The sequence below is a fragment of the Streptomyces sp. CA-210063 genome, from assembly GCF_024612015.1.
Classification (GTDB): domain Bacteria; phylum Actinomycetota; class Actinomycetes; order Streptomycetales; family Streptomycetaceae; genus Streptomyces.
Genome location: NZ_CP102512.1, coordinates 10,240,554 through 10,254,177, shown reverse-complemented (window position 1 = coordinate 10,254,177; position 13,624 = coordinate 10,240,554). Strand labels below are relative to the sequence as shown.

The window sequence follows — 13,624 nt, the reverse complement described above, 5'->3', positions numbered from 1 at the left end:
GCGAATCGCGTGCGAAGGGAATGCCTACGCCGTACCACCGCCGACCAGCGAGGCCGGCACGCGCATGGCTCGGGCGAACCTCGCCCGGCCCGTCGACGCCGACGTACGCCCCTCATGACCCACAGGGCCAGGACCGCGGCCTCTCGGAGTCAGGCGGCGGGAGCGGCGATTCTCTGGGCGATGCGCTGCATACGGACGGCGTCGACGGACTCCGCGAGGAGCTCGTACTCCGTGGTGTCGTCGTTGGTGGCGATCCGGACCAGGTTCCCGGCGGCCAACTCCTCGGCGACCAGCTGCTGTTGATCGTTGTCGGCGGACCAGGCGCGCAGCAGGGTCGGCACGTCCGGGACGGTGTCGGCGACCGGAACCACCGCGTTCGGGGGGAAGTTCGGGTTCTCGGGCCGCGGGTCGAGACGTTCGGCGATCCATAACGCGCGGTCACGCATCCACCACAGCGCCAGCGCCAGCGTGGGGGCGCGATAGGTACCGAGGGGCACGCCGACGCGCTGGCCGCCGCACATGCCGTACGCGGTGACATGGCACAGGAATTCGTCGTGCACGCTTCGCTCCCCCGATCGCACCGCCGACCCCGCCCGGCCCCACTCGCCGCGCGGACTTGCTCTCGCCTCGCAGATTTGCTGGTCGTGCACATCTGGCGACTCGACAGTCACGCACAGTGACATGGTGAACGCGCACGGATGCGCGTTCGTTCATGACGCAATCGCCCTGTCAGTCGAGTATCGACACTCCTGACACTCTGTCACCATGCCAATTCAGCCAGTCTCCTGGCATATGCGGGACCGCGATTGGCTGAAACGATGCGAAGGGCCCTGCGACCGGGCATTACCCGGATCACGAGGGGGGCGCAGACAGCTCCGGATCCGGGTCCCCGTCCCATACGTATGTCCTCGATGGAGGGTTCAACGGTGGAGCGCGGCAGAACTCGGGGAGCGGGGTGCGTTGGCGGGTGCGGGTGAGTGTGTGGTTGCTCGCGCAGTTCCCCGCGCCCCTGAAAGACACGCCCCTGCGGGCCGAAAAGCAAGGGGCGCGGCCCTTGCTTTTCAGGGGCGCGGGGAACTGTGCGCCCAGCCCCCACCGGCCCGCAGGCGACACGAAGCGGGACGAGGAGCTAGCCCTTGCCCTCGATGATCGCGTCGATGCGGGCCAGCTCGTCCGCCTCGAAGTCGAGGTTGCCGATGGCACCGACGCTGTCCTCGATCTGGCGGGCGCTGCTCGCGCCGACGAGGGCGGAGGTGACCCGGCCGCCGCGCAGCGTCCAGGCGAGGGCGAGCTGGGCCAGGGTCTGGCCACGGGACTTGGCGACCTCGTCCAGCGCGCGCAGCCTGCCCACCAGGTCCTCGGTGACGGCGTCGGAGTTCAGGAACGGGCTGTCGCTCGCCGCGCGGGAGCCCTCCGGGATGCCGTCGAGGTAACGGGAGGTCAGCAGGCCCTGCTCCAGCGGGGAGAAGACGATGGAGCCGACCTGGAGCTCGTCGAGGGCGTCGAGCAGGCCCTCGCTCTCGGGGCGCCGGTCGAGCATCGAGTAGCGCGGCTGGTGGATGAGGAGCGGGGTGCCCAGCTCGGCCAGGATGCGGGCGGCCTCACGGGTCTGCTCGGCCGAGTAGTTGGAGACGCCGACGTACAGCGCCTTGCCCTGCTGGACCGCCGAGTGCAGCGCGCCCATCGTCTCCTCCAGCGGAGTCTCCGGGTCCGGGCGGTGCGAGTAGAAGATGTCGACGTAGTCGAGGCCCATGCGCTTCAGGCTCTGGTCGAGCGAGGAGAGCACGTACTTGCGGGAGCCCCACTCGCCGTACGGGCCGGGCCACATCAGATAGCCCGCCTTGGTGGAGATGACCAGCTCGTCCCGGTACGGGGCGAAGTCGGCCTTCAGGGCCTCGCCGAGGGCGGACTCGGCGGAGCCGGGCGGCGGGCCGTAGTTGTTGGCCAGGTCGAAGTGGTTGACGCCCAGGTCGAAGGCGCGGCGCAGGATCTCGCGCTGCGTCTCGACGGACCGGTCGGGGCCGAAGTTGTGCCACAGGCCGAGCGAGAGCGCGGGCAGTTTCAGACCGCTGCGTCCGGTGCGCCGGTAGGGCATGTCCGCGTAGCGGTCGGGGTGTGCGGTGTACAACGCGACTCCAGAGGGGTTGGCACGGTGGGACCGGAGTCCCCGAGAACCGGTGTCCACTCTTTCGCGACCTGGGGGCATTGGTCCAACAGAAGAATCCGATGGGATTCAGCGCCTACGCTTCTCAGTCATGGAACTCCGCCATCTCCAGCATTTCGTCGCGGTCGCCGAGGAGGAGCATTTCACCCGGGCCGCCGAACGGCTGCTGGTCTCCCAGTCGGGTCTGTCCGCCTCCGTACGGGCACTGGAGCGCGAGCTGCAGACACCGCTGTTCGTGCGGACGACCCGCCGGGTGATGCTCACCCCGGCCGGGCGGGCGCTGCTGACCGAGGCGGAACGGATCCTGGCGCAGGTACGGTCGGCCCGCGAGGCGGTGGCCGCCGTGCAGGGCGTGCTGCGCGGCATGCTCGCGCTCGGGTCCGAGCAGTGTGTCGCCGGGCTGCATGTGGCGGGGCTGCTCGCCGCGTTCCGGCGGCGGCATCCGGATGTGGAGATCTGTCTGCGGCAGGCGGGCTCGGGCGCGCTCGCGGAAGAAGTGGCGAGCGGGCGCCTCGACCTGGCCTTCGCCGTGCGGACGGCGCAGGAGGACACCGACCAGCTGCGCGTCGTACCGCTGTCGAGCGAACCGATGACCGTCCTGTGCCACCCCAGCCACCGCCTCGCGGCCTCCGGCGCCGCCGTGACACCTGAGGAGCTGGGCGGCGAGGTCTTCGTCGACTTCCATCCGGACTGGGGGCCACGCCGCACCACCGACGCGGTCTTCGCCGCGGCCGGCGTCCGCCGGGCCGTCGCCCTGGAGGTCAACGATGTGCACAGCCTCCTCGACCTCGTGGACGAGAACCTGGGCATCGCCGTGGTTCCGCGCCACTTCCGGCACAAGCGCGACTCCCTCACCGCCCTCGCCGTCAAGGGCACCGGCGAGACCGTCTACGAGACGGTCGCCCTGCTGCCGCCCCCGCAGGCCACGAGCCCGGCGGCCCGGGCGCTGATGGCCCTGGTGGAGGCAGCGGGCGCGTAAGGGACCTGGCTGAGAGGAAGGGCGCGTGAGGGACCTGGCCGGCAGAAGACGCGTACGGGACCGGGATGCGCGAGGGTGGACCCCATGCATGCCAAGGACATCCTCATCGACGCGTACACCCGCATCCAGGAAGAGGTCCACGCCGCCGTCGAGGGTCTCGGCCCGGACGACCTCAACGCCCGCCCCGCCCCCGACGCCAACTCGATCGCCTGGCTGGTCTGGCATCTCACCCGGGTCCAGGACGACCACCTGGCCGACGCCTCCGGACTCGACCAGGTCTGGCTGTCCCAGGGCTGGGAGAAACGCTTCGGCCTCGGCCTGCCGCGCCATGACACGGGCTACGGCCACAGCTCGGCGAAGGTCGCCAAGGTACGGGTCGACTCCGGTGACCTGCTGACCGGGTACCACGACGCCGTGCACGAGCAGACCCTCGGGTACGTGCGCGGGCTGGCCGCCAAGGACTTCGAGCGGATCGTGGACGAGCGCTGGGATCCGCCGGTCAGCCTGGGTGTCCGGCTGGTCAGCGTCCTGGCCGACGATCTTCAGCATGTCGGCCAGGCCGCCTACGTACGGGGACTGCTTCAGCGCGCGGACTCGTAGCCCGGCAGGACGACGTCCTGGATGAGGGCGGTGCGCTCGTCGAACGGGAGGAAGGCGCTCTTGAGGGCGTTGACGGTGACCGTGCGCAGGTCGTCGATCGTCCAGCCGGCTTCCTCGGCGAGCAGCGTCATCTCGCGGGTCATGGTGGTGCCCGAGACCAGACGGTTGTCGGTGTTGAGGGTGACGCGGAAGCCGAGGTCCTTCAGGGCCGTGATCGGGTGCTCGGCGATGGAGGTGGCCGCGCCCGTCTGGAGGTTGGAGGTGGGGCACATCTCCAGGGCGATGCGGCGGTCGCGGACCCAGGAGGCGAGGCGGCCGAGCTTGCCGTCGACGATGTCCTCGGTGATGCGGACGCCGTGGCCGATGCGCTGCGCGCCGCAGACCTGGAGGGCCTGGTGGATGCTGGGCAGTCCGTGGGCCTCACCTGCGTGGATGGTGAAGGGGACGCTCTCGCGGCGCAGGTGTTCGAAGGCGGCCAGGTGGTCGGCGGGCGGGAAGCCGTCCTCGGCGCCCGCGATGTCGAAGCCGACCACGCCCGCGTCCCGGAACGCCACCGCCAGGTCGGCGGCCTCGCGGACCCGGTCGAACATGCGCATCCCGCACAGCAGCGTGCCGACGCGGACCGGGGTGCCCTGCGCCGCCGCCTTGGCCATACCGGCGGCCAGCCCCTCCTGCACGGTCTCGACGACCTCGGGCAGCGTCAGCCCGCCATTGACCAGCAGCTCGGGGGCGTAGCGGACCTCGCCGTAGACGACACCGTCCTCCGCCAGGTCGAGCACATACTCCTCGGCGGTGCGCAGCAGGCCCTCGCGGGTCTGCATCACGGCGAGGGTGTGCTCGAAGGTGGCTATGTAGCGCACCAGGTCACCGGAGTTGGCGGCCTCGTAGTACCAGGCGGCGAGGCCTTCGGGGTCGGTCTCCGGGAGGGTGTGGCCGATCTCCGCCGCGAGCTCCACCAGGGTGGCGGGGCGCAGGCCGCCGTCGAAGTGGTCGTGCAGGACGGCCTTGGGGAGGCGGCGGATGGTGTCGGCGTCGATGCGGGGCGCGGTCATGGCGTTCGTTCCTCGGCAGGTGGTGCGGTGGGTGTGTGAAGGGCCGCTTCAGTGGGCGGCGGGCTGGAGCAGGTCCCAGCGGTTTCCGTACAGGTCCTCGAAGACGGCGACCGAGCCGTACGGTTCGTGGCGCGGCTCCTCCAGGAACCTGACGCCCGCGGCCAGCATCCGGGCGTGGTCGCGGGCGAAGTCGTCCGTGTGCAGGAAGAAGCCCACGCGTCCGCCGGTCTGGTCGCCGATCCGGCCGCGCTGCGCCTCGTCCTTGGCCCTGGCGAGCAGCAGTCCGCCGCCCTGTCCCGCGCTCCCCGGTTCGACGACGACCCACCGGCTGCCGTCGGGCCTCGGTTCGTCCTCGACGAGCGTGAAGCCGAGCGCCTCGGTGTAGAAGCGGATCGCCTCGTCGTAGTCGTCGACCACGAGGGTGACCAGGGCCATGCGTCTCATCGGGGCCTCTCGGGTGGGGCGCGAATCACAAGGAGTACGCGCGTAGATCGTTGCGGAGATCGTCCGAGGGTCGCTCGGGGTTCCCGGGAGGTTATACGTAACACGCACGGGACGGCAAATGGCATTTTCCCCGCACGGCGCGAGGGACTCCCTCACCGCACGGCCGAGGCCCCACGGTACGACTGAGGCCCCCTGCCGCGCGGGGGGCCTCAGGTCTCGGGAGGGCCGGAGCCCGGGATCACTCGCCCGGCGACGCCTTCCGCAGGGCGGCGATGCAGGTGCTCAGGGCCTGCTGCAGTTCCTCCAGGCGCTGGAGCATGTCGTCCTCGTAGATGGCGTCGAGGTCGACGGCGTCGTCGAGGGTCAGCTCCTCGAAGACCTTCGTCGCCTTCTGGAGGCTGCTGTAGAACTTCGTACGGCGTTCCTGGACCCGCAGCTCGGGGTCGGCCTCGACGGCCTGGACGACGAGTTCCTTGACGGTGTCGTACGCCTCAGTCGCCCACTCGCCGGTGTCCTCGTCGTCGTCCAGCTCGTCGATGAGGGACAGGTGCCGCTCGGCCTCGGCGCGCAGTTCGGCGGTGGCGTCGATGACCTGGCCGGCCGGGGTCTTGACCTGCCCATTCTCGACGATCTGCCGGACGTAGCCGATCCGGCTGGCCGCCTGGGTCTCGCTCGCGACGGCCTTCTTCAGCTCGTCGGTGCGGGCGATGTCGCGGGCCAGTTCCGTCTGGAGGGACGGGTCCTCCTTGAGGCGGTCGAGGAGCGCGGTGCGGGCCGCCTGGGCGGTGGACGGGTCGGCGAGGATCGCGGCGCGCAGCGCGGTGGGGTTCTCGGCGACCTCCAGCGCCTTGGTCGGGCGGATGCCCTCGGCCTCGGCGGCCGCGGTGATCGCGGTGCCCCGGTCGGAGGTCGCGCTGGAACGGGAGCTGTAGTACGACAGCCACACGTCCGAGTCCGGCAGGTCGATCTCCTCGCCGGGGGTCAGCGCCTCGAAGTGCGGGACCATGCCGTCGTCGGCCGCCTTGTCCCACGCCTTGTAGTAGCGCATGACCCGCTCCGGCGAGCACCCGGCCAGCTCGGCGAACCGCTTCGCCGACACCTTCGGCGTCTCGCCCGCCGTCTCCCCGCCGGGCCGTACGCTCCGCGCCACCTTCAGCGCGAACGCCCAGCCGCCGGTGCGGGCGTACACCCCGAACTCCTGGGCGTCACGGGCGACTTGCTCGTCCACGGCATCGGCGGGAACATCGTCGCCGGACTCCTGCGCGGCCGTCTCGTCCTCGGCGGCACCCAAGAGCGCCGCGTCGTCGGTCGCGCTCGGTTCGACCCAGTAGCCGTCGTCCTGCTGCGGTACGGTCACGGGCGTTCCGTCGGCGGGCGGTACGGCCGATGCGGAGTGGGCGGTGGTTACGCTCACGGGTGACTCTCCCGGGTAGTGACGAACGGCAGGGCAGAACAGGCAGCCTATATGAACCTGTTGGTGCTGCTTTGCCCCGACGCCTCGCCTCGGTGCACCACGTCCAGCCGGGCCACCTCCTCGATCGCCGAGTGTCCGGCTGCCGGCGGCGGTCGCGGTGATCGTCTCCGAGGTCGTCGCCGCGGTCTCGCGCGCGCCGGACCCCGCGCCCGCCGGGTTCTACGGATAGATGTACGTGTTCGAAGTCGCCACCGCGGACGCCGGGTTGCCGAGGTTGTAGTGGTCCACGGCGAGGAAGTTGGGCTTCTTGCGGGCGGCCGTCCGGCAGAACCGCTGGGCGCGGTCGGCGAGTTTGGTGTTGTCCGTGGTCGCCGTCGAGGTGATCCCGGCGTCACGGAAGTGGTTCATGACGAACAGCGGCGTGAAGCCCGGCTCGGTCCGGGTGAGCGGGATGTTGGTGGCGGCGTCGTACCAGCGGCTGTAGCAGGACCAGTCGGATGCGCCGATGCCGCCGCCCATGGACCAGTGGTTCTCCACGGTCCACTCCTTCTGGTACATCACGCCGAAGGTGTCCCGGGTGAGCCCGGCGGACTGGTCGGCGGAGCGGCTGTGGTCGGTGAAGATCAGCAGCCGGTCGTTGGCGGCGATCAGGTCGGCCATCTTCGGCCAGCCGTTGGTTCGTACGCCTGTCCGGTCGGGCCGGAAGAGCACGTCGGACAGGCCGTCGACACGGTCGAGTTCGCCGCGCAGGACGGCGGGGTCGACGTAGTCCTCCAGGAACACGGTGACGACCTGCTCGGGGTTCCGCTCGAGGAAGTCGACCATGCGCTGGATGTCCACCCAGAGGGCGACGGGACGGCTGACGAGGGTGCAGCTGTTGTGGCAGAGGATCGCGCCGTCCGGGGTCTGGTGGATGTCCAGCATGAATCCGCGTACACCGTCGGCGAGTTGCTGGTTGATGCCGCGGGACTGGTTCGGCACCAGGTTCACGAAGGGCGGGGCGAAGCCGCCGTCGACGCCGTTGGCGTAGGCGTTGTGGGAGGTGAGGAAGGTGACCTGGTCGAGGGTACGCCGGTCGGCCGGGGGCATGGGGCGGGTCGGCGGCACGACCGGGGTGAGGTACCAGGCGGCCAGGCCGCTCGCCGGGCCGACGGACAGCTGCGCCGGGTGGTTGGAGCCGGAGGGCTTGGCGCCGACCGTGAGGTAGCGCTCCGCGCCGGGAACCTTGAGCCGGTACCGGTCGGCGCCGAGTTCCGTGATGTCCCAGGCGGCGTCGGCGCTCGTACACGCGACGGTCCTCGCCCGGTCGCCGGAGCGGCCGAGACAACTGCCCGCCGCGTCCACGCTCTCCAGGACGTACGAGGTTCCGCTCGCCCTCAGCGTCCACTGCTGGTGGTCCTCGTCGCCCTTGGGCCGGTGCTGCTCGACCGCTCCCCCGTTGTCGGCCGCGTTGAGCCCGGTGGTGGCACTCTGCACGTAGGAGGCGCCCGTGACCGGAACGGCGGCGGAGACGGTGGGGGCGGGAGCGGCTACGACGGTGGCCAGCGCGACGGCGGTCGCGAGCAGGGGGGTGCGGGGGCTCGGCATGACGATGCCCTTCATGGGGACGGGGGGTGGAGCGGGGGCCCGGTCGTGGACCGGGCCCCCGCGGTTAAGTCAGGTGCATGACATCACGATCGGTGCGTCGGCGTCAGCAGTACAGATTGCCGCCCGCCGTCGTCCCGAGGATCTGGACGAACCGCTGGTACGCGCTCACCCGGCTCTGCACCTGCGCGGGGTTCTTGCCGTCGCACTCCAGCGAGCCGTTGATGCTGCGGATCGTGTGCCCGAAGCCCGCGCTGTTGACCATCGCGTTGTGGCCGGTCATGGTGCCGGGCCCGGTCTGTGTGTTCCAGTACCACAGGGCGGTCTTCCAGGCGACGGCCGCGTCGTTCTGCACCAGCCAGGGATTGCCCAGCAGGTTCAGGCCGAGCGCGTCACCGGCCGCCTTGTAGTTGAAGTTCCAGCTGAGCTGGATCGGGCCGCGGCCGTAGTAGGCCGCCTGCCCGGCCGGGCAGCCGTACGGCTGGCTCCAGTCGCAGTACGTCGGGTAGTTGGCGGTGTTCTGCTCGACGATGTGGACGAGCCCGCCGGTCTCGTGGTTGACATTGGCGAGGAAGGCGGCCGCCTCCTGCTTCTTGACGGTGTCGCTGCCGGTGTTGGCGAAGGCCGGGTAGGCGCTCATCGCCGCCCGCAGCCCGCTGTACGTGTAGAACGAGTTCCGGCTCGGGAACATCTGGTTGAACTGCGCCTCGCTCACCACGAACCCGGAGGGGTTGGTGGGGCCGCTCTCACAGGCGTACGGCTCCCAGTACCAAGTGCTGATGGTGGGGTCGTACCCCGGATTGTCGTGCTCCGCCCGGTACGCCTTGCCGTCGGTGTAGCGCACGATGTCGCCGGTGACATAGGACCTGCCGGCCACCCAGCTCGCGTAGCTCGAACAGGGGGCCGCGGACGCGCTCTGGGCGGGCAGCAACAGGGGTGTGGAACCGCCGATGACCAGCGCGGTCAGTACGGCGGAGATACGGCGCCTCGACACGGGACCAACTCCTTCGTCGGCACGGCCGCACCCGGGCAAGGGCCCTTGGGCATGACTGGGGGGAACCTCGCGCGCACGCGCCGGCGGGGCCGGCCACGGCGTGGGGGCGGCCGCGGTGGGGGGTGTGGGGCACACTCAACCGCGTTGGTCTGTACCAGTCAAGGGTGTAGACCAGTCAACTCCCCTGGCGCGCGGGCGGGTCGGCCGTCGGGCAGCCGAGCCAGTAGCCGAAGCCGCGACGGGTGTGGATCAGCGCGGGTTCCTCCCGGTCGACCTTGCGCCGGAGGCGGGCGACGAGTTTCTCGATCGCGCCGTGGGCGCGGAACTCGCCCCAGACATGTCGACCGATCTGCTCCTTGGACAGCACCCGCTCGGCGTTCGCCAGCAGATGGCGCAACAGCCGGTACTCGGCGGGCGTGAGGTGGAGCGGCCTGGATCCACGCCTCGCCTCGCACGCGGCGTCGTCGAGGACCAGATCGCCGTAGCAGGGCATTCCGCCTGGCCGTTCAAGACCGCCCCGGCCACGGAGCAACGCCCGGGCCCGGTCGAGGACTTCGGCGATGCGTACGGGCTTGACCACGTAGTCCTCGTCGCCGAGGCGCAGGTCGGGGACCAGGTCGTGGAGGGAGTCGCAGGTGGCCAGGAACAGCAGCGGGGGCCGGTCCGCCGGTGCGCCGCGCCGGCCGCGCGTGAAGCGCTCCTGGTCCGGCAGGGCGGCGTCCCAGACGACCAGGTCGTACCGGTCCCGGGCGATCCGCGTCATCCCCTCGGCGCCGGTGGGCGCCGCGGCGACCCGGTATCCGGCCAACTCCATGGTGGTGGTGAGGAGTTCGGTGACACCCGGATCGTCGACGACGACCAGGACATGGTGTCCGTCGCCACGCGGCGACGACGGTTTCTCGGTGAGCGGACTTCGCATGACCAGACCGTTCGCGTTGGGCTTGCGTTGGGGGGATCGCGCCGGGTGCCGTCAGTCGGCGGGCCGGGGTTCGACGGCTTCCTCGGCGTGGTCGACGAAGTCGTCGGCCAACCGGTGGAAGAGACCCGCGAGTTGCCGCACGTCCTCGGCCGACCAGTCGCTCAGCACGGCCCCGATGCCCCGGCGGCCGGCCTCCCTGACGCGGTCGACGGCCGCCAGTCCGGCGTCGGTGATCTGGACGCGTTGCGCCCGCCGGTCGTCCGGGTCGGGAACGCGGATCACATAGCCGTCGCTCTCCAACTGCCGCAGCTGCCGGGTGACATGGGACGCCTCCACGGACAGCCGGACCGCGAGCACCCCCGGGCGCAGCGGCTCGCTCTCGGCGATGTGCCGCAGGATCGACACGGAGGCGCGGTCCAGGGACAGTCCGCTGTCGGACATCAGACGCTCGTGCTGGCGGGCCCGGCCGGCCAGATACGCGATACGGGTGAGCAGCCGCTCGATCTCGGTGACGTCCGTGAGGGCGGCCGCTTCGGTGGGGCGCGGTAGCGACATGCTGCCACCGTAGCAGAAGTTTGCCTAAGTCAAGCAACGTAGAAGGAATTGCCCCAACATGCGCCGGCTCCCCGGACGACGCCCAGCCGTCCGGGGAACCGATGTACGGGAGTTGAGGCCTCGGCTCAGCCGAGCTTCAGCTGGTCCGTGCCGTGTCCGATGTGCGCGACGACCAGTCCGGTGCCGGACACCTCCGCGTATTCGGCGGTGTGGTAGCGGAAGACGCCGCCGGCCTCGGGACCCTTGCGAGCCTCGACCGTCCAGCGCAGCTCGTGGAAGAAGAACCAGTCGTCGAAGTGCTGGTGGACGATCTCGATCTCCCGGACGTCGTAGTGGGCGTAGAACTCCTGGAGGTGGGACTTCAGTTCGTCCCTGGTGTGCAGTTCCACCAGGGTGCCGGTCCCCGCCACATAGTCCCGCACGCCTGTCTGGATCTCGGGGTGGGCCCTGTCGACGATCGCGTCGACGTCGCCCTTGCGGTAGGCGTCGAGCAGCGTGTCGTGCACCTTCGCCACGGCGAACCTGGTGGCCAGCGCACCGTCGGCGGGGTCGCCCGGCAGCGCCTCCTGCTGCGTGCGGCCCCAGAAGAGTTCACCGGTGATTCCCTCGGAACCCATCGTCGGGAACAGCACGACGATGGGACGCTCGCTCTCGGCACCGGTCCTCTTGTCACGCCCCCGCCCCGTGCCGCTCACGAACTTGTACCAGGCGGTGTTGATCTCCGCGACCGGGCGGGTCTGCACCACGGCGGCGAACCGGTGCATGTTCCGGTAGCTGCTCTCGATGGCCTCGTACGTGTCGACGATCCGCTGCGTCGGGATCTCCCTGCCCTCTTCGAGGGCGGGGACGACGGTGTACGCGTAGGGCCCGCTCGGCGCCAGCGTCGCCAGGATGTCCTCGACGACGTCGACGTACTCGGCCTTGACGTGCTTCCACGCGACCGCCGAGGTCTGCACCTGGAGGTCCGATGTGACGAGGAGTTCCTCGACCTTGGCCCGGTCTTTCATGGTCTTTCTCCTTACAAGGCCTGGCGGCCCGGTGGGGTGGAGCGAACCGTCGCTCGTAGAGCCGTCGGGGGCGCGGCCCCGACGATCACATGCAAGCGCAACGGCCTGACCGCTTGCGGCCGACGACCTGATATCGGGCCGACGTGGCGCAGGTCACACGAGGGACGTGAGCCGCCCTCACGCAAGAGGGAGAAGGTGTGATCTTCCGGTCGGCAAAGAGGTGATCTTTGGGGCCGGAGCCGGGGAGAATCACCCCATGACCACGTCACCACACCCCCTCGTCGTCCAGGCGCGCGGACTCGCCGCCGAGGTGCTCGCGCCTCAGGCGGAGCGCGTCGACCAGGACGGGGTGCCCGCGAGCAGCATCCAGGCGATCAAGCGGTCGGGGCTGCTCGGAGTGAGCGCGCCGGTGGCGTACGGCGGGTCGGGCGCCCCGAACTCCGTGGCGCGGGAGACCGCCGAGATCCTGGCGGGGGCGTGCTGCTCCACCTGGTTCGTGCAGACCCAGCACCACACGCCGGTGTTGACCCTGGTGAAGAGCGAACTCCCCGCCCGTGAGCACCTGTTGGGGAAGCTGGCTGGCGGTGAGCTGCTGTCCGGCGTCGCGTACGCGCATCTGCGGAGGTACCCCCAGGTTCCGGTGCGGGCCGTGCCGAAGCGTGGTGGCTGGCGGTTCCACGGCACAGTGCCCTGGTACACCGGATGGGGGCTCAACGATGTGATGCTGCTGGCCGGGGTGACGGACGCGGACGAGGTGGTGTTCGCGTTCACCGAGGCCAAGCAGCAGTCCGGGCTGAAAGCCTCGGCGCCCATGCGGCTCGCGGCGCTCACGGCCGCCCGTACCGTCTCGCTCCACCTCGACGGGCTGTGGATCCCCGAGGACGCCGTGGCCCTGCACGCGCCGTACGAGTCCTGGGCCGCGAGCGACCGGCCCAAGCCGACGAACGCCTCGCCGGCGGTGTTCGGGGTCGCCGAGTCCGCCCTCGGCCTGCTGGACCAGGACGACCCCACGACCAAGGCCCTGCGGCTGCGACTGGACAAGGTGCGGCGTCAGGCGTACGCCCTCGCCGACCATCCCGCGCCGCACGAGCACATGGAGGAGCGGCTGGCCCTCAAGACGAAGGCGTTCGACCTGATGCGCACGGCGACGACCGCCGCGGTCGTGGCCGGCGGCGGGCGCGCCCTCGACCTGGACAGCCGGGCGCAACGGCTGGCCCGCGAGGCGATGTTCCTGCTGGTGCAGGGCCAGACCGCCGAGGTACGCCGGGCACACCTCGGCTCACTGTCGGCCGCGTACTGACCTCTCCGGGTCCCTCACCACTACACATAAAGACGAAATAAGCGCAGAATGAACGTACGCGGCGCTTACCGCATACCCCACCAGACGCGGTCAGGCCTGCAGAGTTCAAAGGAGTCGAGTCATGGCCAACGTCTCACACAGGGGTGACATCACCAGCCACCCAGATGTAACCGAAATGCAGGCTCGGTACGCCCGCATGCTCGGTGGTCGCGATGTGGCGCTCGTGGACGGACCGGTGTTCCTGCTCGGTCTGTACTGCGCCGTGTCCCCCTGGATACTCCACTACACGACGAGCCAGCCCCCGCTGGTGCCCCACAACCTGATCGTGGGCATCGCGATCGGTCTGCTGGCTCTCGGCTTCACCGCCCGTCCGGAGAGGATGTACGGCCTGAGCTGGGCCATGTGCGCGACAGGGATCTGGATGATCGTCTCGCCGTGGATCGTCGGCGACAGCCCGGACGCCGGTGTCGTGGTCAACAACATCATCATCGGCGCCCTGGCCCTGCTCCTGGGGCTGCTGTGCGCCGGCGCGTCGGCCAGGGGCAACACACGTGCGGGCCGTACGCCGCAGGTGTGAACAGGAACGCCCGCGAGGGGTAACGGCGGCCGACC

The 13,624-nt window shown here is 70.3% G+C and carries 14 protein-coding genes; 4 read left to right on the top strand and 10 right to left on the bottom strand.

All coding sequences use genetic code 11. The features are described 5' to 3' along the window. Nucleotides 1–149: 149 nt before the first annotated feature. Nucleotides 150–560 (bottom strand): hypothetical protein, encoded by a 411-nt coding sequence (locus tag JIX56_RS44675; RefSeq protein ID WP_257549770.1) that lies wholly within the window; start codon nt 558–560, stop codon nt 150–152. 569 nt (nt 561–1,129) lie between these two features. Next, complete coding sequence (gene mgrA, locus JIX56_RS44670) at nt 1,130–2,128, bottom strand: L-glyceraldehyde 3-phosphate reductase (protein WP_257549768.1); 999 nt, start codon at nt 2,126–2,128, stop codon at nt 1,130–1,132. 127 nt (nt 2,129–2,255) lie between these two features. On the opposite strand from mgrA, the gene JIX56_RS44665 reads away from it, so the two are divergent. Together JIX56_RS44665 and JIX56_RS44660 are read left to right on the top strand one after the other, a co-directional pair. Next, nucleotides 2,256–3,143: a LysR family transcriptional regulator gene (locus JIX56_RS44665; protein WP_257549766.1), complete on the top strand. Its 888-nt coding sequence runs from the start codon at nt 2,256–2,258 to the stop codon at nt 3,141–3,143. 84 nt (nt 3,144–3,227) lie between these two features. Next, nucleotides 3,228–3,743: a mycothiol transferase gene (locus JIX56_RS44660; RefSeq protein ID WP_257549764.1), complete on the top strand. Its 516-nt coding sequence runs from the start codon at nt 3,228–3,230 to the stop codon at nt 3,741–3,743. Here the strand turns inward: JIX56_RS44660 and JIX56_RS44655 are convergent. The 8 genes from JIX56_RS44655 to JIX56_RS44620 form a co-directional block, all read right to left on the bottom strand. Next, nucleotides 3,725–4,795 (bottom strand): adenosine deaminase, encoded by a 1,071-nt coding sequence (locus JIX56_RS44655; protein ID WP_257549762.1) that lies wholly within the window; start codon nt 4,793–4,795, stop codon nt 3,725–3,727. The genes JIX56_RS44660 and JIX56_RS44655 overlap by 19 nt on opposite strands. A gap of 48 nt (nt 4,796–4,843) precedes the next feature. After that, nucleotides 4,844–5,239, bottom strand: coding sequence for a VOC family protein (locus JIX56_RS44650; RefSeq protein WP_257549760.1), 396 nt, complete (start codon nt 5,237–5,239; stop codon nt 4,844–4,846). A gap of 238 nt (nt 5,240–5,477) precedes the next feature. Then, nucleotides 5,478–6,653: a hypothetical protein gene (locus tag JIX56_RS44645; protein WP_257549759.1), complete on the bottom strand. Its 1,176-nt coding sequence runs from the start codon at nt 6,651–6,653 to the stop codon at nt 5,478–5,480. Between the two features lie 219 nt (nt 6,654–6,872). Next, nucleotides 6,873–8,255 (bottom strand): RICIN domain-containing protein, encoded by a 1,383-nt coding sequence (locus tag JIX56_RS44640; RefSeq protein ID WP_257549757.1) that lies wholly within the window; start codon nt 8,253–8,255, stop codon nt 6,873–6,875. An 88-nt stretch (nt 8,256–8,343) separates the two neighbouring features. Beyond that, nucleotides 8,344–9,231, bottom strand: a complete 888-nt coding sequence (locus tag JIX56_RS44635; RefSeq protein ID WP_257549755.1) for a glycoside hydrolase family 19 protein — start codon at nt 9,229–9,231, stop codon at nt 8,344–8,346. A gap of 175 nt (nt 9,232–9,406) precedes the next feature. Then, nucleotides 9,407–10,150, bottom strand: coding sequence for a response regulator transcription factor (locus tag JIX56_RS44630; protein WP_257549753.1), 744 nt, complete (start codon nt 10,148–10,150; stop codon nt 9,407–9,409). A gap of 51 nt (nt 10,151–10,201) precedes the next feature. Beyond that, nucleotides 10,202–10,705 carry a MarR family winged helix-turn-helix transcriptional regulator gene (locus tag JIX56_RS44625; protein WP_257549751.1) on the bottom strand — a complete coding sequence of 168 codons (504 nt, stop codon included), beginning with the start codon at nt 10,703–10,705 and terminating at the stop codon, nt 10,202–10,204. Nucleotides 10,706–10,830: 125 nt separating this feature from the next. After that, on the bottom strand, nt 10,831–11,712 hold the full coding sequence (locus JIX56_RS44620) for a hypothetical protein (RefSeq protein WP_257549749.1): 882 nt from the start codon (nt 11,710–11,712) through the stop codon (nt 10,831–10,833). A gap of 256 nt (nt 11,713–11,968) precedes the next feature. Here JIX56_RS44620 and JIX56_RS44615 point away from each other — a divergent pair, with 256 nt between their 5' ends. Next, on the top strand, nt 11,969–13,012 hold the full coding sequence (locus tag JIX56_RS44615) for an acyl-CoA dehydrogenase family protein (RefSeq protein ID WP_257549747.1): 1,044 nt from the start codon (nt 11,969–11,971) through the stop codon (nt 13,010–13,012). Nucleotides 13,013–13,133: 121 nt separating this feature from the next. Beyond that, the gene (locus JIX56_RS44610; protein ID WP_257549745.1) at nt 13,134–13,589 is read left to right on the top strand and encodes an SPW repeat protein; all 456 of its coding nucleotides are present in this window, start codon (nt 13,134–13,136) and stop codon (nt 13,587–13,589) included. The last annotated feature ends 35 nt before the right edge of the window (nt 13,590–13,624 follow it).

Coding starts and splice junctions, on each gene's coding strand:
- JIX56_RS44630 (WP_257549753.1), bottom strand. CDS start 10,150: ATGCGAAGTCCGCTCACCGAGAAACCGTCGTCGCCGCGTGGCGACGGA.
- JIX56_RS44650 (WP_257549760.1), bottom strand. CDS start 5,239: ATGAGACGCATGGCCCTGGTCACCCTCGTGGTCGACGACTACGACGAG.
- JIX56_RS44655 (WP_257549762.1), bottom strand. CDS start 4,795: ATGACCGCGCCCCGCATCGACGCCGACACCATCCGCCGCCTCCCCAAG.
- JIX56_RS44615 (WP_257549747.1), top strand. CDS start 11,969: ATGACCACGTCACCACACCCCCTCGTCGTCCAGGCGCGCGGACTCGCC.
- JIX56_RS44610 (WP_257549745.1), top strand. CDS start 13,134: ATGGCCAACGTCTCACACAGGGGTGACATCACCAGCCACCCAGATGTA.
- JIX56_RS44665 (WP_257549766.1), top strand. CDS start 2,256: ATGGAACTCCGCCATCTCCAGCATTTCGTCGCGGTCGCCGAGGAGGAG.
- JIX56_RS44625 (WP_257549751.1), bottom strand. CDS start 10,705: ATGTCGCTACCGCGCCCCACCGAAGCGGCCGCCCTCACGGACGTCACC.
- JIX56_RS44620 (WP_257549749.1), bottom strand. CDS start 11,712: ATGAAAGACCGGGCCAAGGTCGAGGAACTCCTCGTCACATCGGACCTC.
- JIX56_RS44660 (WP_257549764.1), top strand. CDS start 3,228: ATGCATGCCAAGGACATCCTCATCGACGCGTACACCCGCATCCAGGAA.
- JIX56_RS44640 (WP_257549757.1), bottom strand. CDS start 8,255: ATGAAGGGCATCGTCATGCCGAGCCCCCGCACCCCCCTGCTCGCGACC.